The organism is Selenomonas sp. oral taxon 137 str. F0430 (assembly GCF_000183625.1).
Lineage (GTDB): Bacteria > Bacillota > Negativicutes > Selenomonadales > Selenomonadaceae > Centipeda > Centipeda artemidis.
Map to the genome: position 1 here is coordinate 64,856 of NZ_AENV01000006.1, position 26,734 is coordinate 91,589.

Genomic DNA, 26,734 nt, shown 5'->3' on the forward strand with positions numbered 1-26,734 from the left:
AGGATATTCTTGGAGTGTAACTGTGAACGAAAATGAAGATTTCAGCGGCCGCCTGCAGTTCCTGCGCGTGGTAGCGGTCTGCATCATTCTCGTCCTCATTGGTCGCGCAGGGTATCTCCAAGTATATGATGGAGAGCTGTACGCGCGCCTCGCGGAGGGCAATCGTATCCGTATCATTCCTGCAGAAGCGGCGCGGGGGACGTTTTACGACCGCAACGGTGAACTCCTCGTAACGAATCGACCCGGTTTTACCGTATCGTTGCTGCCGCTTACAGAGCCGATTTCGCCCGAGGTCATTGCGCGTGTGTCAGCGCTGATTCATGTACCGGTCGAGGAGATTCAAAAGAAAATCGATGCGCATATCGGTTTTGATCCAATTCGTATTAAAAACGATGTCCTGCCCGATATAGTTTCCATTATCGAGGAGCAAAAAGACAGTTATCCGGGTGTTGTTGTCGAGGTATTGCCTGTACGCGACTATATTTTCGGCGAATATGCTGCACATGTATTCGGTTATGTCAGCGAGATCAACGAGGAGGAGCTGGAGCGCCGCAAGGGTGAGGGGTATAAGTCCGGCGATATCATTGGTAAATTTGGTCTTGAGCGTGTCTATGACAAGGAAGTGCGCGGCATCAAAGGCGGTGAGCAGGTTGAGGTGGACGTCTCGGGACGCCCTGTGCAAATTCTGGGACGTCAGTCCCCTATACCGGGAAATGACCTTGTACTGACAATTGACAGCCACATCCAGGAGGCAGCCGAGCGTGCGGTTGACGATCAGCTTGCCGCCGTCCATGCCCATGCTGCGGCGGCGGTCGTGATGAACCCCCAGACAGGTGAGATCCTCGCGATGGTGAGTCGTCCCGCGTTCAATCCGAATCTCTTTGCGGGCGGAATCTCGACCGTGAACTGGAATATGCTCAACAACAATCCCTATCATCCGATGGATAACAAGGCGATTACGGGAGAATATCCGCCCGGTTCGACGTTTAAGATTGTGACGGGAACGGCGGCACTTGCAGAGCACAAGGTCACAGCGCAGGAAAAGATTTTTGATTCGGGGCGGCACTGGATTATTCCAAAGACCAATGCGGGGGGAGAGGCGCTTGGCTGGATTGATTTTGAGCAGGCGATGGCACACTCCGACAATGTGTACTTCTATGAGATGGGAAACCGCCTCGGCGTGGATACACTCGAGCGTTATGCACGTCTATTTGGACTCGGTACGCGGACGGGTATTGACCTTCCTTATGAGGCAGAAGGGCTTGTACCGAACCGCAAGTACAAGGCAGATAACTACGAGGACGGCGAATGGTATCTCTCAGAGACCTTTGATGCAGCGATTGGTCAGGGGTTCAATCTTGTGACACCGCTGCAGGCGGCGATGGTCGTATCGGAGATTGCGGCAAACGGGCAGCGTTACCGTCCGCATCTTGTGCAGCGCATTGTCGATGTAAATGGAAATACAGTGCGAGAGATCAAACCGGAGCTGCTTTCTACTTTAGAGGTTGATCCAAGCGTGATCCGTCATGTGCAGGAAGGTCTGCATAGTGTGACGAAACTCGGCACGGGCACGGAGCTCTTTGCCGGATTTCCCGTCGATATTGCGGGTAAGACCGGGACGGCAGAGAACTCACAGGGCAGAGACCATAGTTGGTTCGTCGCATACGGTCCTTATAAGAATCCGAATGTCGTAGTGGCGGTCATCGTGGAGCAGGGAGGGTTTGGTTCGGTTGCGGCAGGACCGATTGCGCGGCGGATTCTCGAGGCGGCATTCGGTCTTGATAAACAGATAGAGAGTACGCAGGGGAAGAGTGAGGGAAGTCAATGAGTGAGGATAAGATCAAGATTAAGGGAGAAAACAACGGACTGATGCTTGCTTTTCCGACGGATATGTCCTTTGCGGAGATTGTGGAGGAACTGGGGAGAAAACTCGAGTCCGGCTCCGGATTCTTTCTGCGCGGTACGCTTGTATATGTGCCGCGGGATTTGTTTTCCAAAGACGAGCTGAAGGAGCTGCAGGAACTCTTTCGGACGCACGGTCTTATCTGTCGCCTTGCCAAACCGGTGCCGGCAAAGTCGCCAGCGAGGCAAATTGCGGCAGAGAATCCTCTGTTAGACCAACCGGAAGAGGCACACCACTCTTCAGTACAGGTCGCAGCAAAGTCCTCGGAACTCCGGCAAATGCTCGTCATTGACAAGACACTGCGCGGTGGACAGGCAGTTGAGACGGAAGGCTCCGTCATCGTATTCGGCAACGTCAACCCCGGGGCACAGATCATCGCGGGCGGCAGCGTCGATATTCGGGGTACGTGCCGCGGCGTCGTCCATGCGGGGGCAGCGGGGGATTCGACTGCATTTATTATCGCAGATCATCTGATGCCGACACAGATTCGCATTGCGAACTATGTGGCGCGTTCACCGGACGAACCGGAGGACTCCGGCAAGGCGGAGCGCGCCTATGTGAGGGACGGTCAGATTGTTATTGAACCAATAGAGAGGTAGGATAGCATATGAGTGAGATCTATGTGGTGACATCGGGCAAAGGAGGCGTCGGCAAGACGACGACGACTGCCAATATCGGTGTCGGATTTGCTATGCGCGGCAAGAGCGTTGTGCTCATTGACACCGATACGGGACTGCGTAATCTCGATCTCCTGCTTGGACTTGAGAACCGCATTATGTACGATTTGGTAGATGTGACGACAGGGCGTGTGCCGTATAAGAAAGCGCTTGTTCGTCATAAGAAATACGACTCCCTCTATCTTTTACCAACCTCTCAGGTCAAGGATAAGAGCGCGGTGAATCCGGAGGAGCTTGCGGCGCTCTGTGAGGAGTTGCGTCGTGCATATGATGTTATCATCATCGACTGTCCGGCGGGTATCGAGCAGGGATTCAAGACAGCAATTGCCGCCGCCGATACTGCCATTGTCGTGACGATGCCGGAGATCTCTGCGGTGCGCGATGCGGACAAGATCATTGGTGAACTGGGGCGCGCCGACAAAGAGGACATACGTCTTATTGTCAACCGTATTCGTCCGAAGATGGTGGAAAAGGGCGACATGCTCGATATGAACGACATTGACGATATTCTTTCCGTCGGCTGCATCGGTCAGATTCCGGACGATGAGACGGTCGTTACGAGCACGAATCGCGGCGAGCCGTGCGTGACGATGCCGGATTCCCCCGCGGGGCAGGCATATCTTGACGTGGTAGGCCGTCTCTGCGGCGAGGACATTCCGTTTCGTGAATTTGCAAAGGAAAGTCTCTGGGAGACGATCAAAGGCAAACTCTTTGGGAAAAATTAAGGAGGGGCGAACGTGATTGATGCACTCAAGAGGCTTCTCGGCAAGAAAGAAAGCTCCGGCTCCGTTGCGCGCCGCCGTCTCCAACTTGTCATCATCAATGATCGGGCAAATGTATCGCCGGAGATCATGGATAATATGCGCGCGGAGATCATACAGGTGATCTCGAAATATATGTATATTGATACGCGTGAAATGGAGTTTGCACTCGAGAACGAGAACGACACGATGGCACTCGTGGTCAATATTCCCGTCGTCAGCGTACAGCACGGCGGCTCCGGCGGGCGATGATACTATCAAAACGTCTGCTGCGACGTACGGATCTCACACTGATTATCGCAGCTGCGGCGATCGTTATCATGAGCCTTGTGGTCATCGGCAGCGCGACACATATCAATGCGCCGAGCGATGAACGCTATTGGTTCGTACAGCGCCAGGGCGTTTCGATCCTTGTGGACATTGCACTTGCAGTTTTTTTGATGAACTTTGACTATAAGATTCTGCAGCGATATGGAAATTATTTCTATATCTTCAATCTCGTTTTGCTGATTTTGGTCATGCTGGTTGGTCAGACGGCGCTCGGCGCCCAGCGGTGGATCGCACTCGGTCCCATCAGCATACAGCCCTCGGAATTTTCAAAACTCATCATGATCATTGCGCTCGCAGCGATGCTCGAAAAGCGCGGCGGGAAGATCAACACGCTTGGCGAACTCCTCCCCGTCGCTGCCTATGTCGGCGTGCCGTTCCTGCTTGTGCTCAAGCAGCCGGATCTCGGTACATCGCTCGTCTTTCTTGCGATTTTCTTTGGCATGGTCTTTGCCGCGGGAATTCGCCTGCGGATGCTTGCGTGGATCTTCGGGCTGGGGATCGCGGCAATGCCTGTCGTTTGGCATTTTCTCAAGGGCTATCAGAAAATGCGCATCATGGTCTTTATGGATCCGAACGTCGACCCGCTCGGCGCGGGCTATCACATCATCCAGTCCAAGATCGCGATCGGCTCGGGAATGCTCTTTGGCAAAGGACTGTTCAGCGGGACGCAGAGTCAGCTCAACTTCCTGCCGGAGAACCATACGGACTTCATCTTCTCCGTCGTGGGAGAGGAGCTCGGATTCGTCGGATGCGCCGTGCTGCTCCTGCTCTATCTCATCATCCTGTGGCGGGGAATACGGATCGCGCAGGATGCGAGCGATCTCTTCGGGCGGCTGCTCGCGGTCGGCATCACCTCGATGCTCGCGTTCCATGTGCTCGTCAACGCGGGCATGACGATGGGGATCATGCCCGTCACGGGGATTCCGCTGCCGCTCATGAGCTACGGCGTCAGCTCACTCACGACGAATATCATGGCGATCGCGATTCTGCTGAACATTCAGCTGCGGCGGCAAAAACTGCTGTTTTAGAAGGTTGACATCACTGTGGGGCTGCTTGCCTGCGTGCGGCAGTCCTTTTTATTTGAAGTATTTTGAATCATGGAGGAATGGGAAGAGATGGTGCAGCTTGATCACAGCATCCTGCAGTCCGTATTAAAGCCGGCGCGGTATACGGGCGGCGAGTGGAACGCCGTCCGCAAGGACTGGGATGCGGCGGCGTGCCGGTTCGCGCTCGCGCTCCCCGACGTCTACGAGGTCGGCATGAGCAATCTCGGACTTGCCATCCTCTACGAGATATTGAACCGCCGCGCGGACATTCTCGCCGAGCGCGTCTATGCGCCGTGGGTGGATATGGAGGAAAAGATGCGGGAGAAGGGCATCCCGCTCTTTTCCCTCGAATCGCGCCGGGAAATCCATACATTTGACTTCCTCGGATTCTCCCTCCAATACGAGATGATCTACTCCAATGTGCTCAATATGCTCGACCTTGCGGGCATCCCACTCTATGCATCCGCGCGCGGTGAAGATGCGCCGTTCATCGTCGGCGGCGGTCCATGCGTCTATAATGTCGAGCCGATCGCGGACTTCTTCGACTTCTTTGTCATCGGAGAAGGCGAGGAAGTCATTCTCGAGATCGCGGACGCCTTCATCGCGTGGAACGCGGCGGGGCGTCCGGGCGGGCGGCGCGGTTTCCTGACGCGCCTGCTCGACGTGGACGGCATCTATGTGCCGTCCTTCTACGAGCCGCAGTATGACGCGGCGGGGAACTTTACCGATCTGCGCCCGCTGCATCTCGGGGCGCGCCCTGTCATCTACAAGCGCGTCGTCAAGGACATGGATGATGTGATGTCCGTCGAGCATCCGATCGTCCCCTATATCGACATTGTGCATAACCGGCTGATGCTCGATCTCTTTCGCGGCTGCTCGCGCGGCTGCCGGTTCTGTCAGGCGGGCATCGCCTATCGCCCCGCGCGCGAGCGGACGGAGGCGCGCCTGCGGCGCATGGCGCACGGACTCACGGAGGCGACGGGATATGATGAGATGAGTCTCACCTCGCTCTCCTCGGCGGATTATTCGTGCCTCGGACGTCTCGTCGACGATCTCATGGACGATTACCGCGGCGAGCAGATCAGCTTCTCCCTGCCGTCGCTGCGCATCGACAGTTTTTCCATCGATCTCGCACACAAGATGCAGCAGGTCAGAAAGTCGGGGCTGACGTTCGCACCCGAAGCGGGGACACAGCGGCTGCGCGACGTGATCAACAAGGGCGTCACGGAGGAAAACCTCATCGAAGCGTGCGGCGCGGCGTTCCGACACGGGTGGAAACAGGTGAAGCTCTACTTCATGATGGGGCTGCCGACCGAGACGGACGAGGACATCATCGGCATCGCGCGCCTCGCAAAAAGGGTCGTCGATCTCTACACGGAGATTCGCGGCAGGCGCGGTGTCAAGGTGACGGTCTCCGTCTCCTGCTTCGTCCCGAAGCCCTATACCCCTTTCCAGTGGTTCGGTCAGCTTTCCATCGAGGAATTCCAACGGAGGCAGCAGCTCCTCAAGGAGCATATCACGGATCGCTCCATTTCGTTCCACTACCACGACGCGCGGCTTTCCGTCATCGAGGGCGTCTTTGCGCGCGGCGACCGCCGCCTTGCGCCCGCGCTCTATGAGGCGTGGAGAAACGGCGCGAAGTTCGACGGCTGGTCGGATCTCTTCGACGACGCACGCTATTTTGCCGCGTTCGAGACCTGCGGCATCGACTGGACGTATTTCAGCAGGCGGACGCGTACGATCGGCGAGCCGCTGCCGTGGGCGCACACGTCCCCAGGAGTGCTCGAGCGGTTCCTCCGGCAGGAGTGGCAAAAGGCGCTTGCCGCCTCGCTCACGGTCGACTGCCGCCGCACGCACTGCACGGGCTGCGGCATCTGTCCGACACTCGGCGTCGACATTGTCGACTACGCGGCGGCGGAGCAGCAGCGCACGGCAGAGGAGGTGCAAGCGGCGCCCGCAGAAGTTTTGCCGACTGCGGCGCAGACCGACGAAACGAACGTAAAAAATCCCCCGCAGGAGCGTACGTTGACGACCTATCGGGGACTGATTACGAAGGGAGAGGAGTTGCGTTACGTCTCTCATCTCGACTATGCGAATCTCTTTGTGCGGGCGTGCAGGCGCGCGCATTTGCCAATGGCGTATTCCGAGGGGTTCAATCCGCATATGAAGGTGGCATTCGCCTCCGCGCTCTCCCTCGGCGCGGCAAGCGATGCCGAATACGTCGATTTTGAGATGACGGAAGCGCTCCCCGCCGCCGAGGTGATGACGCGGCTGCGCCGGCACCTGCCCGTGGGGGCGGACATGATTCGCCTGCGGATGCTGGAGGGCAAGCACAAGGCGCTCATGGCGGACGTCGACGAGGCACGCTATCGCATCGCCGTCGCCTATGCGGGAGATGCCGCGCCCATAGAGGAGAGCGTGCGCCGCTACAACGAAGCCGAGATCGCCGTGTGGTACCGCGTTACACCGAAGAAAAAACGCGAGATCGAGACAAAGGCATATCTAAAGTCTCCCGTCACTGTCCGCATAGAGGGCGGTCGGCTCACCTTTTGGATGAATCTCGTCGTCACGCCTGCGGGCAGTGTCAAGCCGATCGAAATCCTCACGCTCATGGCACGGGACTTTGACCTGCCCATCGATCCCGGCGAGGCGTATGTGACGCGCATCGGGCTGTTCTCCGAGGGGCGGGCGCTCATCGACCGCTAGTTTCACGGCTTCGGGCGCAGGATGAGCGGCTGAATCTTCGCATCCTCCGCCGTGCGACGATCAATATAGTTTTGCGACTCCATAGCGTCAAGCACAATCGCTTGGCGCTTTTTTGCCGCGATGAAATCGACGAAGGGGGAGAGCGTTGACGGCGCGTTCGGGATGCCCGCGAGCATCGACGCCTCGGGGAGGTCGAGCGCGTCGGGGGATTTCCCGTAGTATCCCTCCGACGCCGCGCCCACACCGTAGAACCCCGCGCCGTAGTAGACGACGTTCAGATACATCTCGAGAATTTCGGGCTTTGTGTACGCGAGTTCGATGTCGAGCGCGAGCAGCAGTTCCTCCGCCTTGCGCGTGAAGGTCTGATCGTTGGCGAGGAAAAGATTTTTGACGAGCTGCTGCGTGATCGTGCTCGCGCCCTCCTCGATGCGCCCGTTCTGAATGTTGACGAGCGCCGCGCGCGCCATGCCCGTCGCGTCGAAGCCCATGTGCGTGTAAAAGCGGCGATCCTCCACCGCGACGACCGCACGCCCGAGGTCGGGCGCGATGCGGTCGATGGGAACGTAGTCCGAACGGTTCAGACGAGCTTCGATCGCGCGGCGGATGAACAGCACGCGTATGATGCGCTCCCCGGCATCCGGCTCATAGATCTCGTGAAGCTCGTTTGCGGGCTTTTGCCGCTCCGCATCCGGCAGCAACAGACCGATGCCCTGCCAAGTGCGCGGGAAGAAGAGGAACGTGCCGGCGCAGAGGACGAATACGAGGAGGACGAGGATCAGACACAGCAGTCCCGTGCGTTTCTTGGATGTGCTTTTCCGCCGCGCGGTGCGTTTCTTTGTGCCTTTTGTCCCTTTTGTTCCCGTACTCTTTCGACGCCGCCGCTTCGGCGGAGACTGCTCATTTTGCTCTTCTGTCATGGAGACTCCCGTTCTCTCTGTCCGTAAAGTAAATCGACCGGATGCGCGCGCACATCTCCTCCAGATTCGACGGCACGAGCCGGATATTGTAGCCGACGAACATCGGCGACGTGGCAAAGCGCGGCAGTATCTTCACAAAGATCTCCTCGCCGTCGTTGTAGAAAAAGATATTGTAGCTGTCCAGCCGCCGATGAAAGCGATGCATCAGGAAATCCACCGCGATTTGAATATAGTCCGCGATCGTATCCGTGTCCGACGCATCGCGCGGGACAATGTTCAGCTCCCAAAAGCCGACACGCGGCTCTGCGGAGAGACTCAGCATCACGCCGTCCTTTTCCGCGACTTTGAGACCCTCGAAATCGCTGCGGCGAAAGAGAAGCTGCGTCTGCAAATGAGGGAAGCCCACGAGCTGCATGTGTGGATGGCGGATCGTCCCGCCTGAATAATGACCGTAGTTCTTAAAGAAGAGCACCGCCTCGTACTTCCCGCTCCGCCGCAGACGCTCCCAATGTCTCATGCCGAACGCGATGAGCCGGTGCATGTGTTCGGGTGTGTAGTCCGGCATGTCCGCCCAGCATTCACTACCCTCGATGAGCACGAACTGATCCGCGCCCTCAAGGACATTGTATTTATTTTTCAGCAGAATGATGTCGCCGTCCGTCTCGATGATGCCTGTGAGCTTGTCCGGCTCGCAGAACGGGCAGGCGGCTTCGCTGTGAACGATATTCTCCGGCTTTTGTCGACCAATATTCGTGTTGAATAGGGCGAGATTGATGTCCATAAAACTGCTCCAAATCCTTCGGGTACGTTGTCGATGCTCTTATTATAACGCAAAGCGCGGATTTTCTGTAGCCGTTTCGGAAAAAATGTGCGCGGCGCGCCGCCGTCTTTATGATATAATAGTGTGCATCATCAACGGAAGAAGAGGAACGCATATGAGGATCGATCTGGTCACGCTCTTTCCCGAAATGTTCGCGGGCGTTTTTAGCAGCAGCATCATCGGCAGAGCGGCGGCGCGCGGCATCTTGGACATACACTATACGAACTTTCGCGACTACTCCACGGATAAGCACCGCCACGTCGACGACAGCCCTTTCGGCGGCGGCGCGGGTATGGTCTTAAAGCCTGAGCCGATGTACGCCGCCGTCCGCGCTGTCAGGGAGGAGAGCGCGGCATACGAGGGGGGGCGATGCACGATCATCCTTGACCCCGCAGGCGAAGTGTTCACGCAGGAGACCGCAAAAGAACTCGCCGCCTACGAGCAGCTCATATTGATTTGCGGACATTATGAGGGATTCGACGCACGCATCTACGACCTCGCCGACCGCCTCGTCTCCGTCGGCGACTTCGTACTCACCGGCGGAGAGATCCCCGCCATGCTCCTCGTCGACGCCACCGCGCGGATGCTGCCCGGCGTTCTCGGCGACGACACGTCCGCGCCGACGGACTCCTTCTATGACGGACTGCTCGGCTATCCCCAGTACACGCGCCCGCGCTCCTTCGAGGGGAGGGATGTCCCCCGATGTCCTCCTCTCCGGCAACCACGCCGAGATCACGCGCTGGCGCCGCCGCATGTCCCTCCTCGCAACCCTCCGGCGCCGCCCGGAGCTTTTAGAGAGGACGGAACTCACGGAGGAGGAGCGCGCGTTTTTAGAGTGCCGGGAATATCGCTTATTGCCTCGGATTCGACGAGGCGATGATCCGTGACTGGTGCAGAGCGGCCAACTATGTCCTTGCCGGCAATCTGCTGTCGGCGAACTGCGATTTGGTCTGTGAAACTCCGGAGGGAAAAGCACTCTTTCTGCATCAGCCGCAATGATTTTTACAGATATAGAAAACGCCCCCATGAGAACAACCTGTCCTCATGGGGGCATTATTTTCGTATGTATTTTACTGTGCCGCAGCCGCCGGCTCGCCGATGGACTCGTTGAGCGCGTCGATGAGCGCGTCGATGTCGATGCCGTGCGCCATCGCGCCCTGCTCGATGTTCTCGAAGTGCGCCGCCGCGCAGCCGAGGCAGCCCATGCCCGCGTTCATGAGGATGTCCACGGTGTCGGGGTACTGCTGAACGATGTCGATGATGCTCATATCCTTGGTGATAGCCATAATATAAACCTCCTGTATGGGAAACATAAAGCGATCGTAGAAGGAAAATCCTTCAAGTTATCCCGATTATAACACATCTTTCAAAAAAGAAAAGTATCAAATGCAACTTTTGTATAGATATGTGTTCATATATCGCATAAGAACGCGCGAAGATTGACGTTCTCGGTGTTTTTTGGTATAACATAACAAGCATATTCATTAAAATAACGTACTTTGAAATAAAATCCGGTGAAAGAAGGAATCCCTGTGAGCAATCTTGAGGTCGGTATTGTCGGTCTGCCGAATGTGGGCAAGAGCACGCTGTTCAACGCGATTACGAAGGCGGGCGCGGAGGCGGCGAACTATCCGTTCTGCACGATCGAGCCGAACGTCGGCGTGGTGGCGGTGCCGGATGCGCGCCTGACGGCGCTGACGGATCTCTATCATTCCAAGAAAACGACGCCTGCGAGCGTGCGGTTTGTCGATATTGCGGGGCTTGTGAAGGGCGCGTCAAAGGGCGAGGGGCTTGGCAATAAGTTCCTTGAGCACATCCGTCAGGTGGATGCGGTCGCGCATGTAGTGCGCTGCTTTGAGAGTTCGGACATCACGCATGTGGAGGGGGCTGTCGATCCGCTGCGCGATATCGACATCATCGAGACGGAGCTGTGTCTCGCCGATCTTGAGGCGGTGGAAAAGCGCGCGGCGAAGGTGACGAAGCTGCTGAAATCGGGGAGCAAGGAGGCAAAGGCGGAAGCCGCGGCGCTCGAACGCCTGAAATCCGTGCTCGACGCGGGGCGTCCCGCGCGCGAAGCGGAGCTTTCCGAGGAAGAACAATCGCTCCTGCGCGATCTGAATCTCCTCACGCGCAAGCCGATCCTCTATGTCGCGAATGTCGGCGAGGACGAGGCGGCGACCGCCGACGCGGAGAATCCGCATGTGCAGGCGGTGCAGGACTATGCGGCGCGCACGGGCGCGCAGGTCGTTACGGTGTCGGCGCGTTTGGAGGAGGAGATCGCGGAGCTGGACGCGGAGGAAGCGGCGGTGTTCCTTGAGGATCTCGGGCTTAAAGAGAGCGGTCTCGACCGGCTCATCCACGGCGCGTTCGCGCTGCTCGGACTCCAGACATTCCTGACGGCGGGCGAGGACGAGTGCCGCGCGTGGACGATCACGCGCGGCACGACCGCGCCGAAGGCGGCGGGCAAGATTCATACGGATTTTGAGCGCGGCTTCATCCGCGCGGAGATCGTGAGCTATGACGATCTCGTCTCGCTCGGCAGCGTCGCGGCGGCGCGCGACAAGGGACTCGTGCGTCTTGAGGGTAAGGACTACGTGATGCAGGACGGCGATGTGGTGAATTTCCGCTTCAACGTCTGAGCCGCCGCGCGCGGAGAAGATTTTCGCTCCCCACGCTGGACAAGCGCGTGCTTTTGCGCTACAATGCATTCGGTCAATTCGAGCACATATATTTTGAAAGGAAGTGAAGAGCATGGACGACACACCTTTGCAACCTAAATCGCATCGACATTACCCGTCCTCTCTTCGCTCCGCAGATTTGATTTCACATTGACGGAGGAGGGCGGTCTCGGAAAGGAGCGCTCTCCCTTGCTGCAAATTTATAAATCCATGGAATCGGGACCGCTGCAGGAGCTGTCCCTCAAAACGCTCAGCAAAGGCGCGTGGATCAATATCGTGAATCCGACGCCGTACGAGTTGAAGGTGGTCAGCACGCTCACAGAGGTTGACCCCGATTTTCTGCGGTCCGCACTCGATGATGAGGAGCGGTCGCATACGGACATTGAGGACGACTCGGTCATGATCCTGACGAATGTCCCGGTCTACCGAGGCGAGGACAGCTATGATACGCTGCCGCTCGCGATCATCCTCACGGACGAACACGTCATCACGGTCTGTCTTGAGGAGACGCCCGTCATGGCGGAGTTCAACGAGCGCACGGCGAAACTGTTCCGCACCTATAAGCGGACGCGGTTCCTCTTTCAGATTCTCTATAAATCGGACGTGTTCTATCTGCGCTATCTGCGTCAGATCAGCAAGCTCTCCGAGGAGATCGAGGATCGCCTGCGCCATGATATGAAGAACAGCGAGATCCTGCGCCTCTTGCAGCTCCAAAAAGGTCTGACGTATTTCAACGCGGCGCTGCGCTCGAACGGGGCGGTGCTCGACCGGCTGATGCGTCTTCGGACGAATACGTCCGTGCATCATATCATTAAGATGTACGAGGAGGACGAGGATCTGCTCGAGGACGTCATCATCGAGAACAAGCAGGCGCGCGAGATGGTCGAGATGTACAGCAAGATTCTCGCGCGGCTCGCCGATACCTTCTCGTCGATTGTCTCGAACAATTTGAACCTCGTGATGAAATTCCTCGCGGCGATCACGATCATCCTCGCGATCCCGACCGTGATTTCGAGCTTCTTCGGGATGAATGTGCCGGTGCCGTTTACGGATGATCCATATGGATTCGTGCGCATTGTTGTAATCGCTTCGCTCGTGTCGACTGGGGCTGTCTACCTGCTGTGGCGGAGGGATATGTTTTGATACGCGAGGAACAGCTCCTGCGGGGCATCATCTTTGGCGACAAACGGACTGCCGAGTATGTATATATGCCGGGCAGTGAGGTCGGCGCGCAGACGCCCGTCTATGTGTACGAAACGGAGACGGGTCGCGCGGACATCGACCTCGACGAAGCGCTGCATCTCATCCGCGTGCGGGATCTGAGACCAACGGAACATCCTTTGCTTGGACGAACGAGCTGCTGACGGCGGCTCGTTTTTTGATAGGATTTATAGATGATTTCATCATAAAAAACAATGGATAAACGGTGTCGGTTCTACGTTTGAGAAAGTCTATCGTGTTTACAAGGGCGTTTTTCCGTTGTATAATAAACGAAAAGTATAGGAGGAGTGTGCCTTCATAGATATTTTTTCTGATTCTTATTATCAGAAGAGTTTGCAAGGTCATATATTTCTATACTACTGTGGATTATATTTCAAACCGATGGGGAAATGTATCAGTATTTCTCTTTTAGGAAGGGAGCAGTAAGATGGCCAAAAAAATGAAGACGATGGACGGCAACACTGCCGCCGGTTACATTTCGTACGCCTTTACGGACGTGGCGGCGATTTACCCGATCACGCCGTCTTCGCCGATGGCGGAGCATGTGGACGGGCTCGCCGCAAAGGGCATGAAGAACATTTTCGGGCAGAAGGTACGTCTCATCGAGATGCAGTCCGAAGCGGGCGCGGCAGGAGCAGTGCACGGTTCGCTTCAGGCGGGAGCGCTCACGACGACCTACACGGCGTCGCAGGGGCTTCTGCTCATGATTCCCAATATGTATAAGATTGCGGGCGAGTTGCTGCCCGGCGTGTTCCATGTGAGCGCGCGCGCGATTGCGGCTTCCTCGCTGAATATTTTCGGCGACCATCAGGATGTCATGGCGGCGCGCCAGACGGGCGTTGCGATGCTCGCAGAGTCCAGCGTGCAGGAGGTCATGGATCTCGCTGCCGTCGCGCACCTCGTTGCGATCAAGGGGCGCATTCCGTTCATCAACTTCTTTGACGGATTCCGTACGTCCCACGAGATTCAGAAGATCGAGGTCGTGGAGTACGACGATCTCGCCAAGATCCTCGACTGGGATGCGGTGAACGCGTTTCGCCGCCGCGCGCTCAACCCCGAGCACCCGGTCATTCGCGGCACGGCGCAGAACCCCGATATTTACTTCCAGGGGCGCGAAGCGGTCAACAAGTATTACGACGCCATTCCGGCGCTCGTCGAAGAAGCGATGGCGCAGATGGCGAAGATCACGGGGCGCGAACATCATCTCTTTGATTATTACGGCGCGCCCGATGCCGACCGCATCATCATCGCGATGGGCTCGATCTGTCAGACGGCGGAGGAGGTCGCGGAGTACCTGAACAAGCAGGGCGAGAAGGTCGGTCTCCTCTCCGTCCATCTCTTCCGGCCGTTCTCGCTCGAGCATTTCTTCAAGTATCTGCCGAAGACGGTGAAAAAGGTTGCCGTGCTCGACCGCACGAAAGAGCCCGGCTCAATCGGCGAGCCGCTGTACCTCGACGTCAAGGCGGCGTATTACAGCTCGGGCATGAACCCCGTCATCGTCGGCGGCCGCTATGGTCTCGGCGGCAAGGACACGACGCCGGATCAGGTCTTTGCGGTCTATGAGGAGCTGAAGAAGGACGATCCGATCCACGGCTTTACCCTCGGCATCGAGGACGACGTGACGCATCGCAGCCTTACGCCGATCCACGGCGACGTCAACCTCACGAAAGAGGGGACGACGGCGTGCAAGTTCTGGGGGCTTGGTTCGGACGGTACGGTCGGCGCGAATAAGAGCGCGATCAAGATCATCGGCGACAAGACGGATATGTATGCGCAGGCGTATTTTGCCTACGACTCGAAGAAGTCGGGCGGCATCACGATGAGCCATCTGCGTTTTGGCAAATCGCCCATCATCAGTCCGTACCTCATCAATAAGGCGGATTTCATCTCCTGCTCGCAGCAGTCCTATGTCCGTCAGTACGACCTCCTCGCGGGTCTCAAGAAGGGCGGCAAGTTCCTGCTCAATACGGTCTGGAGCGACGAGGAGCTGAATACACATCTGCCTGCATCGATGAAGCGCTATATCGCGCAGAACGAGATCGAGTTCTACACGGTGAACGCGGTTCAGATCGCGCGTGAGCTTGGTCTCGGCGGACGCTTTAACATGGTCATGCAGTCGGGGTTCTTCAAGCTCGCTAATATCATCCCCATCGAGGATGCTGTGAAGTACCTCAAGGATGCCGTTGTAACCTCCTACGGGAGCAAGGGCGAGAAGGTCGTCAACATGAATAACGGTGCGATCGATCACGGCATTGAGTCGTTGCATCGCGTTGTTGTCCCCGACGCATGGAAGGATGCCTTTGACGAAGAGGTAGAGGTCAACCCGCGGACGCCGCAGTTCATCACGAAGATCCAGAACGTCATGAACCGTCAGGAGGGCGATAAGCTCAAGGTCTCCGATCTCACCGGCATGGAGGACGGCACGTTCCCGCTCGGCGGCACGGCGTACGAAAAACGCGGTACAGCGATCTCCGTTCCTGTCTGGAACAAGGAGAAGTGCATTCAGTGCAACCAGTGTTCACTCGTCTGCCCGCATGCTTCCATCCGTCCTGTGCTCACGACCGATGAGGAGCTTGCGGCGGCGCCCGAGGGATTTGAGTCCATCAAGTCGAAGCCCGGCAAGGCGCAGAACCTCAATTTCACGATTGCGGTCTCCACGCTCGACTGCCTTGGCTGCGGCAACTGCGCGCAGGTCTGCCCGGGCAAGGCACTCGATATGACCCTGCTCGATGACAAACTCCGCGATGCGCAGAAGTATTTCGACTTTGGCGTCGATGTGGAGAAAGTCTCGATCAAGAATACGCCGATGAAGAAGACCACCATCATCGGATCGCAGTTTGAAAAACCGCTCTTTGAGTTCTCGGGCGCGTGTGCGGGCTGCGGCGAGACACCGTATGCAAAGCTCGTCACACAGCTCTTTGGCGATCGGATGCTGATCGCAAACGCAACGGGATGCTCCTCCATCTGGGGCGCGAGCGCACCCGCCATGCCATACACGACGAATGCGCAGGGACAGGGACCCGCATGGGCGAATTCCCTGTTCGAGGATAATGCAGAGTACGGTCTCGGCATGCATCTCGGTACGAAGTCCATCCGCGAAGCGCTTGCATCCGCGATGATCGAAGCGATCGAAGCGCAGAAAGGCTCCGAGGAGCTGCGCGCAGCGATGCAGGCATGGCTCGACAAGCGCGACGAGGGCGAGAGTACACGTGACCGTGCGAGCGCGCTCAAGAGTCTCCTCGAGGCGGAGAAGGGAAGCGATGAGCTCCTTTGCCGCATCTACAGCGATAATGACTACTTCGTCAAGCGCTCGCAGTGGATCTTTGGCGGCGACGGCTGGGCATACGACATCGGCTACGGCGGTCTCGACCATGTGCTCGCATCGGGCGAGGATATCAACGTCATGGTGTTCGACACCGAAGTTTACTCCAATACGGGCGGACAGGCGTCGAAGTCCACGCCTGCGGCCGCCATCGCGGAGTTCGCTGCGACGGGCAAAAAGACGAAGAAGAAGGATCTCGGCATGATGGCGATCTCCTATGGCTACGTCTACGTCGCACAGGTGGATATGGGCGCCGATCAGAATCAGGTGCTCAAGGCGATCAGCGAAGCGGAAGCATACCCCGGCCCCTCCCTCATCATCGCGTATTCGCCGTGCATCAACCACGGCATCCGCAAGGGCATGGGCTGCGCACAGCTCGAGGGCAAGCTCGCCGTTGAGTGCGGCTACTGGGCAAACTATCGCTACAATCCGCAGCTCGTGGATACGGGTAAGAATCCGTTCAGTCTTGACTCCAAGGAGCCGGATTTCTCGAAGTTCCAAGAGTTCCTTATGGGCGAGAACCGCTACATCAGTCTGAAGAGCAGCTTCCCCGAGGCGGCTGAGGCGCTCTTTGAAAAGACGCAGAAGGACGCGGAGACACGTTACAACAGCTACAAGAAACTCGCGGGCAAAGCGTAAATCAAAAGACTTCGTCCGCTGCGCTAAGGAGAGGGGTCACCGTACAGATCTGTACGGCGGCTCCTTTTATCATCTGAAAGCCCTCTGAAAGAAAGTATTCAGAGGGCTTTCAGCGTCTCTCGTTATAATGGGCGCATCTTATAGTCTGTATCAATCGGGGAACAGGGAAGAGGAACGCTTTTGAACATGCAAAGGTGTGCGGCGTTTATTGCCGTTGCCGCTTTGACAGGCTTCGCCGCCCATTATATCTTTTATCAGAACTGCGCCGTGCCGTCTCCGGGCGGAGTGCATCGCGCCGCGGCGATTGCCCGCGCGGACGTGGAGAAAACGCTCTCGGCAGACGATGCCGTGCAGCGCGAAGCAGAGAGTCTGCGCGTACATCGTAAAGAGACGAAGGCAGCGGTCTCGCGCTTCACACCGGACGGACTCGTGCTCGGCGATATTTCCTATGCGGCGCCGGAGACGGATGTCCGCGCGCGCTGCGGCAGCCCCGAGGGGATGGAGACGAAACGGAGCGAGCGGTATCCCGGCAAGGATGTTCGCACCTATGAATATGCGAACGGTCTGACCGTTCACTTTGTAGACGGCACCGTGCGCCGGGTGAAGATTTCATCGCACAGCACGCTTGTCTCTGGGAAGGGCGTGGGGATCGGCACCTCGGTTGACGCGCTGCGTAACATTTATGGAGAGCCCTGTCTTGTTTACGGCGATGACTATATTTACTTCTCTGAGGACGATCCTACCGTGGGCATCGCCTTCGAGATGGAGCACGGCCGCGTCGAGGAGATAAAAATGGGAGACTTAGGGCTATAGAGTGGCAGTGAAATAATGTCGTACCAATACATCGGTACGGCTTTTTTATTGAATTTCATCGATCCTGTGCAGTTGCCATAGAGGAGTCTTTGTCGTATAATTCTATTATATCTCGTTCATAGTATTGCGCTGTCAATTTTGCCGTAATACTATTGTGCACGAGAAAAGCTGTGATACCTTTTGTGCAGGTATCACAGCTCCCGTTATGCATATCCGGAGGAGGTCAGCACTTGATGCCGGAACCTTTGCGGGCGTAGAACACCCACGTGATGATGATGGTAACGACGGTGAATCCGATAAGGTAGTAGAACGCGGGCGCGACATTCTGGTATGTGGCGTAGGAGTAGCCGAAGAGTTTCGGAATGAAGAAAGCGCCGTAGGCGGCGATCGCCGCGGTGAAGCCCGTGACGAGTGAAGCATGTACCGGATTCTCAAAGACGAAGGGAATCATGCGGAACGAAGCACCGTTGATGAAGCCCGTCGAGAAGAAGAGGACGAGGAAAGCGCCGAAGAATAGGGCGAAATTATGCATCTCGATGCCGAGAACGGTGACGATGCAGGCGACGAGCATAAGTACGAGTCCGCCAAAGGTGACGATGGAGCCGCTGTTGAGCTTGTCCGCCGCCCAGCCGCCGATGGGGCGTACGCTCGCGCCGATGAAGGGGCCGAGGAACGCGCCGTAGGCGAATGAAATCTCCGGGAACTCACGGTTGAGGAGCAGTGCCAGCGCAGCGGAGTAGCCGATGAACGAGCCGAAGCCGCAGGTGTAGATGACCGTAATCAGCCATGTGTGTTTATTGCCAAAGATGGACATCATGCTTCGTGGACTTTGGCGCGGGATGGGCAGATTGTCCATGAAGAGCCACACGAGGACGAGCGTCAGCGCGGTCGGGATTGCCCAGAAATAGCAGACGCTCTGCACATAGACCTCTTTTCCTGCAGCATTGATGAGCGGCGCACCGAAGAGTCCGCCAAAGCCCATGCCGAGCAGGAACGGCGCGGTGAGGTAGATGATAGAGACGCCGAGGTTGCCGATGCCGGCGTTGATGCCGAGCGCAAGTCCCTTCTCCGATTTCGGGAAGAAGAAACCGATATTTGCCATCGACGAGGAGAAGTTCGCGCCCGCAATGCCGATCATGGCGACGAGCACGACGAATTCGTCATAGGTCGTCGCGGTGTTGGTGACGGCGTTGCCGAGTCCGATGAGTGGGATCAGCAGGAGCGCGGTGGAAAAGAGCGTCCAGTTGCGGCCGCCGACGATGGCGGGCATATAGGTGTAGACGAGCCGTCCCGTCGCGCCGACGAGACCCGGAAGAGCTGCGAGTGTAAAGATTTCATTATCAGTAAAGTGGAATCCGATCTGATTGAGCTGTGCGGCAATCGTTGCCCACATCGTCCATGCAACGAAGGCGAGGGTCAGCGCCCACGTCGATGTGTAGAGGTTGCGCTTGGCAATGCGCTCGCCGTAACGCTTCCAAAAATCCGTATCCTCCGGATTCCAATGCGCCAAAATTTCGCTGCGCGAGGTATACGCTTGTGCGCTCAATTTACAACACTCCTTTATGATTTCGCGGGGAAGCGCGGGTGCACCCCCTTTATTCATAGCTATGAGTATATAACGAAAAACTATATCTGTATGTGATGTTTCTCACAATACTGCCATCTGAATGCGAAGACTTTTTGGAGGAATGGACATGCCGGATGCGTTGGTACAGCCGTTTTATGAAGTACCGGGAAGAATCGTATCACTGCATAAAAACGAATACCTTTTTCACGAGGGCGGCGCGGCGAAGTATTTTTACTTCGTTCACAGCGGTCAAATCCGTATTTCCAAAAGTGCCGATTCGGGGCGTGTCCTCTCGCTCCGGCTCGCGCATCAGGGAAGCGTCATCGGGGAGTTGCCGCTCTATCAAAAGCGCCGTGTCTATATTTTTGACGCCATCGCAAAGACGGCGGCGGAAGTCTACGCGATCGAGTACCCTGTGCTCGAGCACAACCTTGAACGACAGCCGCAGCTTGCCGTCAATATGCTCAAGATCATGGCGAAACACATGCGAAAGCAGCATCATAAATTCCGTGACCTGCTCCTCTATGGGAAAAAGGGAGCCGTCTATTCGACGCTGATTCGCATGGCGAACAGTTACGGGCGCGAGGAGGACGGCGGGGTCTTGATTCCATTGGAGATGACGAATCAGGAGCTGGCGGATTATTCGGCGATGTCGCGAGAGAGTCTGAACCGACTGCTGAGCGAGATGAAGCGCGATGGGATTGTTGCCTATCGCGGCAACTTTATCTTTCTGCGGGATATGGAATATTTGCGCCGGGAGGTGCGCTGTGAGAGCTGCGGCGCAGAGGATTGCATCATTGAATAAAAAACTTGATAGGTGAGATAGAAAAAATTGATAATAACGCCTTTTTTGTGAGATATGTCACAGGAAAGGCGATTTTTTTTGTTACACTACAATTAAGGAGCGGTGGAGAGGCTTTCATCGCTGTCGGTATCCGCAAAACTTTTAGGAGGGCTTTGGGGTGCACAGTATTTTTCAGAAGTTCAAGTATCTTGTCCCCACATCGGTATCCGCAGACGGGCATCAGGAGATGCACGAGGGCGGACGGGACTGGGAGAACATGTACCGCGACCGCTGGTCGTTCGACAAGACTGTCCGAACGACGCACGGCGTGAACTGTACCGGCTCGTGCAGCTGGAATGTGCATGTGAAGAACGGCATCGTCGCGTGGGAGAACCAAGCGACGGACTATCCGGAGACCGCGCCGGATATGCCGGATTTTGAGCCGCGCGGCTGTCCGCGCGGGACGACGTTCTCGTGGTATCTGTATAGCCCGCATCGCGTAAAATATCCCTATATGCGCGGCGAACTCGCAGCGCTGTGGCGCGAGGCGCGCGCCAAGCACAAGACGGCGTTCGACGCGTGGAAGAGCATCGCCTCCGATCCTGTGAAGCAGAAGAAATATAAGGAAGCCCGCGGGATGGGCGGCTTTGTGCGCGCAACGTGGGAAGAAGTCTCGGAGCTGATCGCGTCCTCGGTACTCTATACGGCGTACACCTACGGCCCCGACCGCATCTTCGGGTTCTCGGTCATCCCTGCGATGTCCATGCTGAGCTATGCGGCGGGCATTCGCTTCATGCAGCTCATGGGCGGTGTGGGGCTTTCGTTCTACGACTGGTACGCCGATCTGCCGCCCGCGAGTCCGCAGATCTGGGGCGAGCAGACGGATGTGCCGGAGTCGAGCGACTGGTACAACGCGGGCTATCTCATCACATGGGGCTCGAACGTGCCTCTGACGCGGACGCCGGACGCCCATTTCATGGCGGAGGTACGCTATAAAGGGACGAAGGTCGTTTCCATCGCGCCGGACTATGCCGAGTCGTCGATGTTTGCCGACACATGGATCTCGCTGAAGGTCGGCAGCGACTCCGCGATGGCGATGGCGATGGGGCATGTGATCCTGAAGGAATACTATATCGATAAAACGGTGCCGTTCTTTCTCGAGTATACACGCAAGTATACGGATTTCCCGTTTCTCGTGCGCATCGAGGAGCGAAACGGCGGCTACGTTCCCGGGCGTATGCTCAGCTCGCGCGACATGGGGCGCGATGAAAAGCACGCCGACTTCCGCTACTACGTCGTCGACGACAAAACCGGCGAGATCGTCATCCCGAACGGGACGCTCGCCGAGCGTTGGAGCACGCAGGAAAAATGGAACATCAAAGAGGAGAACCGTGACACGGGTGCGGAGATTTGCCCGCGTCTCTCCGTGTGGGACGATCGCACGGATACGGTCGAGGTCGAGCTGCCGTATTTCGGCAACGACCGCGCAAAGCGGACGCTTACGCGCGCGCTCCCCGTACGCCGCGTCAAGACGGCGCACGGCGAAGTGCTCGTGACGACGGTCTACGACCTCACGCTTGCGAACTATGCGATCGACCGCGGTCTCGGCGGCGAGAGCGCCGGCTCCTATGAGGACGACACGCCCTATACGCCCGCGTGGCAAGAGAAGTACACGGGCATCTCGCCTGAACTCGTCATCCATACGGCGCGCGAGCTTGCGGACAACGCGATCAAGACGAACGGCCGCAGCATGATCATCATGGGCGGCGGCATCAACCACTGGTTCCATGCGGATGTCGTGTACCGCACGATCATCAACCTCCTGCTCTTCACGGGCTGTGAGGGACGCAACGGCGGCGGCTGGGCGCATTACGTCGGGCAGGAGAAGTTGCGTCCGAACGAAGGTTGGGCGCGCATCATGTCGGGCTCGGACTGGCAGGGACCGCCGAAGTTGCTCAACGCCACGTCGTTCTATTACTTTGCGACGAATCAGTGGCGCAGCGACGAGATTCAGGCGGACGCACTTGCGGCGCCGAACGAAACGGCGCGCTATACGCATCCCGGCGACTATGCAATCCTCGCGGCGCGTCTTGGCTGGGCGCCCGCCTATCCGACGTTCAACAAGGGCGGTCAGCAGATCGCCGACGAAGCCGCCGCCGCAGGCGGCGAAGGACTTGACGGGGTCAAGGACTACATCGTCAAGAGCCTCAAGGACAAGAGCCTCAAATTCGCATGGGAGGATCCGGACGCTCCCGAGAATTTCCCACGCAACCTCTTTGTCTGGCGCTGTAATCTGCTCGGTTCGTCGGCAAAAGGCAACGATTACTTCCTGAAATATCTCCTCGGCACGGAGAATAGCATTTTCCAAGAGGAAGATGCGAAAGAACACCCGCGGGAAATCAAATGGCGGGAGAAGGAGGAGCTGGCGCAGCCGGGCGGATCGCTCGAGGGCAAGCTCGACCTCCTCGTCGCGCTCGATTTCCGCATGGCGGGCAACGCGCTCTATTCCGACATTGTTCTGCCGACGGCAACGTGGTATGAAAAGACGGATCTTTCCTCTACGGATATGCATCCCTTTGTCCATCCGTTCCAGCCTGCGGTCGATCCGCTCTGGGAGTCGCGAACGGACTGGGACATCTACCGCACGCTTGCGGAGACGGTATCAAAGGTTGCCAAGGAAGCAAACCTCAAGCCCTACACGAACGTTGTGGCAACGCCGCTTGGACATGATAACGAGACCGAGCTGGCACAGCCGGACGGCATCGTGCGCGACTGGAGCAAGGGCGAGTGCGAGCCGATCCCCGGCAAGACGATGCCGAATATCGCGCAGAATATCATCGACTACACGAAGCTCTACGAAAAGTGGATCGCGCTCGGTCCGAACGCCGCAGGCAAGACGGCGAGCCACGGCAACACGTGGGACTCGGCGGAAGACTACGAAGAAGTGCGCGCGCGCAACGGCGTGATCCAGAACAAAGATTATGTTTCCTACGGGATGCCCTCCATCTACGAGGCGCGGCAGGCGATCGAGGCGGTGCTCGGCATGTCGCCGACGACGAACGGGCGCACGGCGGTGCGCGCGTGGGAAGCGGTCGAAAAGCGCACGGGGCTGACGAATCTCGTCCGCCTCGCAAAGGATCGCGAAGAAGATCGCTTTACCTATGATAAAGTCATTGCGCAGCCGCGTCAGACCATCACGGCGCCGACCTTTACGGGCAGCAATCAGAACCGCCGCTATACGCCGTTTACGACCAACGTGGAGGAACTCGTTCCGTTCCGTACGCTGACGGGGCGGCAGCATTTCTACATGGATCACGAGGTCATGCGCGAGTTCGGCGAGGCGCAGGCGATCTACCGCCCGATTCTCGACTTCCGTCCGATGAACAAATCCCTGAACGGGACGCAGAAAGAAATCACGCTGAAATATCTGACGCCGCATAACAAGTGGAGTACGCACAGCATGTACTTCGACGCGCAGCAGATGCTCACGATGTTCCGCGGGGGACAGAGCGTGTGGATGAGCGAGAAGGACGCGGCGGAGATCGGCGTGAAGGACAACGACTGGATCGAACTCTATAACCGCAACGGCGTCGTCGCCTCGCGTGTCGTCGTCTCGCCGCGCATCCCGCAGGGCGCGGTGTTCATGCACCATGCGCAGGATCGCCACATCAACGTCCCGGGGTCGAAGATCTCGGGCACACGCGCAGGAACCCACAACACGCCGACGCATATCCACATGAAGCCCACCCACCTCATCGGCGGCTACGGGCAGCTCAGCTACGGATTTAACTACTACGGCCCGACGGGAAATCAGCGCGACTCGTATGTCGTCGTGCGCCGCATGGAGGAGGTAGATTGGCTTGAAGATTAAAGCGCAGATTGCGATGGTCATGAATCTCGACAAATGCATCGGCTGCCACACTTGCTCCATCCTGTGCAAGAATGTGTGGACGAACCGCCGCGGCGCGGAGTACATGTATTTCAACAACGTCGAGACAAAGCCGGGCATCGGCTATCCCAAAGAATGGGAGAATCAGGAGAAGTGGAAGGGCGGCTGGACGCTGAAGGACGGCAAGCTCTCGCTCGCGACCGGCTCGATGGTCAGCCGTCTTGCCAAGCTGTTCTACCATCCGCAGCAGCCCGAGATGGACGATTACTATGAGCCGTGGACGTACGACTACGAGACGCTCCTCCACTCCAAGCGGAAGAATCATCAGCCCGTCGCGCGCCCGCGCTCGCTCATCACGCAGAAGCGGATGGAGATCAAGTGGGGGCCGAACTGGGAGGACGACCTCGCGGACGGGCAGTCGGCACGCCGCGACATCAACCTGCAAAAAATCGGACAGGAGATCACGCTCGAGTTCCACGACATCTTTATGAAGCATCTCCCGCGTCTCTGCAACCACTGCCTCAACCCTGCGTGCGTTGCGGCGTGCCCTTCGGGCGCGATCTACAAGCGCGATGAGGACGGTGTTGTCCTCATCTCGCAGGACGGCTGTCGCGGATGGCGGCACTGTGTACCGTCCTGCCCGTATAAGAAAATTTACTACAACTGGGAGACGAACAAGGCGGAGAAATGCACGCTGTGCTTCCCGCGTCTTGAGAACGGTCTGCCGACGGTGTGCAGCGACGGCTGCGTCGGGCGGATGCGCTACCTCGGCGTCATCTTCTACGATGCCGACCGCGTGAAGGAAGCCGCGAGCGTCACGGATCCGAAAGAGATTTACAATAAGCTCATGGAGGTCATCTGTGACCCGAACGATCCGCAGGTTGTTACGGCGGCAAAGGAGGCGGGCATTCCGCCGCGCTGGATTCGTGCGGCGCAGGATTCGCCCTCGTACCGCCTCATCAGGGAATGGCGGCTTGCGTTCCCGCTCCATCCGGAGTACCGCACACTGCCGAATATTTGGTATGTCCCGCCCCTTAGCCCCATTGCGCGGCGCGTGGAGGAGGAGGTATTCTTCCCGGGGGCGGCGGAGATGCGCATCCCCGTGGCATACCTCGCGCAGCTCCTCACGGCGGGGGACACGGCGGCGATCGAGCGCGTCCTGCACGTCATGCTCGAACTCCGCGCCGTCATGCGCGCAAAACAGACGGGCGATGCCGTTCCCGAAAGCCTCGCATTTCCGATAGAGACCTATGACGCGATGTACCGCTTGCTCGGGCTTGCCAAACGCAGGGATCGGTTCAACATCCCCGCAGGCGTCGCGGGCGTTGCGGATGAGAAACTGCGCGAACTGCAAGGAACGACAGGCTACGCATGTCCGGGAGGATGCTGCTGATGGAGACGGCAAACCGCATCCAAAAAGAACTGATGCTCACGGCGTATCTTTTCGAATATCCCACCGAGGATTGGTGGACGAATCTGCTCGATTACGCCGAAGCGGCGCGCGAAGTGGAGCGTCCGCAGACGCGCGAAGTACTGACGGAGTTCTTTGAGTATGTGGTGGAGAGCGATCGCCGGGAGTTTGAGGACGCCTATGTGCGTACCTTTGACTTTTCACAGAACACGAATCTTTACCTCACGACGCATAACCGCACGGATTTTGGGAAGCAGTCCGAGGAGATGCTCGCGTATAAGCAGCTCTTCCTTGACAGCGGATTCGATATTGACCGCGAGCTGCCGGACTATCTGCCGGCGATCCTAGAGCTTGCGGCGGCGGTACCCGAGGAGCGTGCCGAGTATATCCTTTCGCAGGTGCGTCCAAAGATGGAGCTCCTGCGGGATCGGCTGATCGAGGCAAAGCTCCCGTATGCGTTTTTGATTGACGTCGTGCTCACCGAAGCCGCAAGTCTCGTAGGGAGGTCCGCATCATGAAACAATTCGCATGGGGAGTGCTCCCCTATATTGCGTTCACGTTCCTCATCGTGGGGACAATCGTGCGCTATACGGTGTTCGAACGCAACTGGACAACGAAGTCGAGTCAGTTCCTCTCGAAGAGCGACCTCAAGATCGCGGGGCCCATGTTCCATTTGGGGCTCGTCATGGCGTTCGGCGGTCATGTCATCGGCGTGCTCATCCCGAAATTTATAACGGAGGCGGTGGGCATCAACGAACATCTCTACCACATGATCGCCCTCGGCGGCGGTGCCCCCGCAGGACTGCTGTTCTTCGGCGGCTTTATCCTGCTGCTGATCCGCCGCTTTGGCAAAGACCGCATGGCGGTGAACACCTCGACGATGGACAAGTGGCTCTATCTCTTCCTCTTTGCCGCGATCTTCACCGGCTGCGCATCGACGACGCTCAACGCTGTGCAGGGCGGATTTGACTACCGCGAGACCATCTCGCCGTGGTTCCGCTCCGTACTCATGCTGAACCCGCAGATTGAATACATGGAGAATGTGCCGCTCATGTTCCGCATTCACATGTTCTGTTGGATGGCAGTTGCGATTCTCTTTCCGTTCACACGTCTCGTGCACTGCCTGAGCGCACCGTTTGAGTACCTCGGACGCAGCCCGATCATCTATCGTAAAAAATAAAAAAATTGGTGTCCGCCGCTTCTTTGGAGCGGCGGATATTTTAATTGACAAGCATAGTTTGGTATTCTAA

20 protein-coding genes and 1 pseudogene are annotated in these 26,734 nt (G+C 57.5%); 17 read left to right on the plus strand and 4 right to left on the minus strand.

Annotated elements, in window-relative coordinates; translation table 11 throughout:
* Window positions 1-22: 22 nt before the first annotated feature.
* The 6 genes from mrdA to HMPREF9162_RS04140 all read left to right on the plus strand — a co-directional run bounded on the left by mrdA (window position 23) and on the right by HMPREF9162_RS04140 (window position 7,423).
* Entirely contained in the window at window positions 23-1,828 is a 1,806-nt protein-coding gene (mrdA, locus tag HMPREF9162_RS04115) for a penicillin-binding protein 2 (protein ID WP_009438542.1), read from the plus strand.
* Window positions 1,825-2,502 carry a septum site-determining protein MinC gene (minC, locus tag HMPREF9162_RS04120; RefSeq protein WP_009438433.1) on the plus strand — a complete coding sequence of 226 codons (678 nt, stop codon included), beginning with the start codon at window positions 1,825-1,827 and terminating at the stop codon, window positions 2,500-2,502. Before mrdA ends, minC begins: the two co-directional genes overlap by 4 nt.
* A gap of 8 nt (window positions 2,503-2,510) precedes the next feature.
* Window positions 2,511-3,305: a septum site-determining protein MinD gene (gene minD / locus HMPREF9162_RS04125; RefSeq protein WP_009348685.1), complete on the plus strand. Its 795-nt coding sequence runs from the start codon at window positions 2,511-2,513 to the stop codon at window positions 3,303-3,305.
* Window positions 3,306-3,317: 12 nt separating this feature from the next.
* Window positions 3,318-3,593, plus strand: a complete 276-nt coding sequence (gene minE / locus HMPREF9162_RS04130; protein WP_009348687.1) for a cell division topological specificity factor MinE — start codon at window positions 3,318-3,320, stop codon at window positions 3,591-3,593.
* Window positions 3,590-4,699: a rod shape-determining protein RodA gene (rodA, locus tag HMPREF9162_RS04135; RefSeq protein WP_009348688.1), complete on the plus strand. Its 1,110-nt coding sequence runs from the start codon at window positions 3,590-3,592 to the stop codon at window positions 4,697-4,699. The genes minE and rodA overlap by 4 nt, the downstream gene beginning before the upstream one ends.
* 87 nt (window positions 4,700-4,786) lie before the next feature.
* Window positions 4,787-7,423, plus strand: a complete 2,637-nt coding sequence (locus HMPREF9162_RS04140) for a TIGR03960 family B12-binding radical SAM protein (RefSeq protein ID WP_037350197.1) — start codon at window positions 4,787-4,789, stop codon at window positions 7,421-7,423.
* A gap of 2 nt (window positions 7,424-7,425) precedes the next feature.
* On the opposite strand, the gene HMPREF9162_RS04145 is transcribed toward HMPREF9162_RS04140, so the two are convergent.
* On the minus strand, window positions 7,426-8,340 hold the full coding sequence (locus tag HMPREF9162_RS04145; protein WP_009438467.1) for a transglycosylase domain-containing protein: 915 nt from the start codon (window positions 8,338-8,340) through the stop codon (window positions 7,426-7,428).
* Window positions 8,321-9,121 (minus strand): DUF4931 domain-containing protein, encoded by an 801-nt coding sequence (locus HMPREF9162_RS04150; protein ID WP_009438559.1) that lies wholly within the window; start codon window positions 9,119-9,121, stop codon window positions 8,321-8,323. Before HMPREF9162_RS04150 ends, HMPREF9162_RS04145 begins: the two co-directional genes overlap by 20 nt.
* A 154-nt stretch (window positions 9,122-9,275) precedes the next feature.
* Here HMPREF9162_RS04150 and trmD point away from each other — a divergent pair.
* Window positions 9,276-10,047 (plus strand): annotated as a pseudogene (gene trmD / locus HMPREF9162_RS04155) (tRNA (guanosine(37)-N1)-methyltransferase TrmD).
* A gap of 183 nt (window positions 10,048-10,230) precedes the next feature.
* Here the strand turns inward: trmD and HMPREF9162_RS04160 are convergent.
* The gene (locus HMPREF9162_RS04160) at window positions 10,231-10,446 is read right to left on the minus strand and encodes a DUF1858 domain-containing protein (RefSeq protein WP_009438538.1); all 216 of its coding nucleotides are present in this window, start codon (window positions 10,444-10,446) and stop codon (window positions 10,231-10,233) included.
* Window positions 10,447-10,692: 246 nt separating this feature from the next.
* On the opposite strand from HMPREF9162_RS04160, the gene ychF reads away from it, so the two are divergent.
* The 5 genes from ychF (at window position 10,693) to HMPREF9162_RS04185 (ending at window position 17,833) form a co-directional block, all read left to right on the plus strand.
* A complete protein-coding gene (gene ychF, locus HMPREF9162_RS04165; protein WP_037350199.1) occupies window positions 10,693-11,799 on the plus strand; it encodes a redox-regulated ATPase YchF in 1,107 nt (368 codons plus the stop codon).
* Between the two features lie 228 nt (window positions 11,800-12,027).
* On the plus strand, window positions 12,028-12,981 hold the full coding sequence (locus HMPREF9162_RS04170) for a magnesium transporter CorA family protein (RefSeq protein ID WP_009438407.1): 954 nt from the start codon (window positions 12,028-12,030) through the stop codon (window positions 12,979-12,981).
* A complete protein-coding gene (locus HMPREF9162_RS04175; protein ID WP_009438468.1) occupies window positions 12,978-13,202 on the plus strand; it encodes a hypothetical protein in 225 nt (74 codons plus the stop codon). Before HMPREF9162_RS04170 ends, HMPREF9162_RS04175 begins: the two co-directional genes overlap by 4 nt.
* A gap of 284 nt (window positions 13,203-13,486) precedes the next feature.
* Window positions 13,487-17,020, plus strand: coding sequence for a pyruvate:ferredoxin (flavodoxin) oxidoreductase (gene nifJ / locus HMPREF9162_RS04180; RefSeq protein ID WP_009438331.1), 3,534 nt, complete (start codon window positions 13,487-13,489; stop codon window positions 17,018-17,020).
* Between the two features lie 180 nt (window positions 17,021-17,200).
* Window positions 17,201-17,833 carry a hypothetical protein gene (locus HMPREF9162_RS04185; RefSeq protein WP_009438421.1) on the plus strand — a complete coding sequence of 211 codons (633 nt, stop codon included), beginning with the start codon at window positions 17,201-17,203 and terminating at the stop codon, window positions 17,831-17,833.
* Between the two features lie 223 nt (window positions 17,834-18,056).
* On the opposite strand, the gene HMPREF9162_RS04190 is transcribed toward HMPREF9162_RS04185, so the two are convergent.
* A complete protein-coding gene (locus HMPREF9162_RS04190) occupies window positions 18,057-19,379 on the minus strand; it encodes an MFS transporter (protein ID WP_009438398.1) in 1,323 nt (440 codons plus the stop codon).
* Between the two features lie 148 nt (window positions 19,380-19,527).
* Between HMPREF9162_RS04190 and HMPREF9162_RS04195 the strand changes: the two genes are divergently transcribed.
* The 5 genes from HMPREF9162_RS04195 to narI all read left to right on the plus strand — a co-directional run bounded on the left by HMPREF9162_RS04195 (window position 19,528) and on the right by narI (window position 26,664).
* Entirely contained in the window at window positions 19,528-20,205 is a 678-nt protein-coding gene (locus HMPREF9162_RS04195) for a Crp/Fnr family transcriptional regulator (protein WP_009438377.1), read from the plus strand.
* 157 nt (window positions 20,206-20,362) lie between these two features.
* A complete protein-coding gene (locus tag HMPREF9162_RS04200; RefSeq protein WP_009438420.1) occupies window positions 20,363-24,055 on the plus strand; it encodes a nitrate reductase subunit alpha in 3,693 nt (1,230 codons plus the stop codon).
* Window positions 24,045-25,466: a nitrate reductase subunit beta gene (narH, locus tag HMPREF9162_RS04205; protein ID WP_009438375.1), complete on the plus strand. Its 1,422-nt coding sequence runs from the start codon at window positions 24,045-24,047 to the stop codon at window positions 25,464-25,466. Before HMPREF9162_RS04200 ends, narH begins: the two co-directional genes overlap by 11 nt.
* Window positions 25,466-26,002: a nitrate reductase molybdenum cofactor assembly chaperone gene (narJ, locus tag HMPREF9162_RS04210; RefSeq protein ID WP_009438486.1), complete on the plus strand. Its 537-nt coding sequence runs from the start codon at window positions 25,466-25,468 to the stop codon at window positions 26,000-26,002. The genes narH and narJ overlap by 1 nt, the downstream gene beginning before the upstream one ends.
* Window positions 25,999-26,664 (plus strand): respiratory nitrate reductase subunit gamma, encoded by a 666-nt coding sequence (gene narI / locus HMPREF9162_RS04215; RefSeq protein ID WP_009348712.1) that lies wholly within the window; start codon window positions 25,999-26,001, stop codon window positions 26,662-26,664. Before narJ ends, narI begins: the two co-directional genes overlap by 4 nt.
* The last annotated feature ends 70 nt before the right edge of the window (window positions 26,665-26,734 follow it).

What these genes read in the sequence shown, in the direction of transcription:
- minD (WP_009348685.1), top strand. Translation starts at nt 2,511, where the DNA reads ATGAGTGAGATCTATGTGGTGACATCGGGCAAAGGAGGCGTCGGCAAG.
- HMPREF9162_RS04160 (WP_009438538.1), bottom strand. Translation starts at nt 10,446, where the DNA reads ATGGCTATCACCAAGGATATGAGCATCATCGACATCGTTCAGCAGTAC.
- narJ (WP_009438486.1), top strand. Translation starts at nt 25,466, where the DNA reads ATGGAGACGGCAAACCGCATCCAAAAAGAACTGATGCTCACGGCGTAT.
- minC (WP_009438433.1), top strand. Translation starts at nt 1,825, where the DNA reads ATGAGTGAGGATAAGATCAAGATTAAGGGAGAAAACAACGGACTGATG.
- HMPREF9162_RS04145 (WP_009438467.1), bottom strand. Translation starts at nt 8,340, where the DNA reads ATGACAGAAGAGCAAAATGAGCAGTCTCCGCCGAAGCGGCGGCGTCGA.
- nifJ (WP_009438331.1), top strand. Translation starts at nt 13,487, where the DNA reads ATGGCCAAAAAAATGAAGACGATGGACGGCAACACTGCCGCCGGTTAC.
- narI (WP_009348712.1), top strand. Translation starts at nt 25,999, where the DNA reads ATGAAACAATTCGCATGGGGAGTGCTCCCCTATATTGCGTTCACGTTC.
- HMPREF9162_RS04140 (WP_037350197.1), top strand. Translation starts at nt 4,787, where the DNA reads ATGGTGCAGCTTGATCACAGCATCCTGCAGTCCGTATTAAAGCCGGCG.
- rodA (WP_009348688.1), top strand. Translation starts at nt 3,590, where the DNA reads ATGATACTATCAAAACGTCTGCTGCGACGTACGGATCTCACACTGATT.
- HMPREF9162_RS04195 (WP_009438377.1), top strand. Translation starts at nt 19,528, where the DNA reads ATGCCGGATGCGTTGGTACAGCCGTTTTATGAAGTACCGGGAAGAATC.
- HMPREF9162_RS04150 (WP_009438559.1), bottom strand. Translation starts at nt 9,121, where the DNA reads ATGGACATCAATCTCGCCCTATTCAACACGAATATTGGTCGACAAAAG.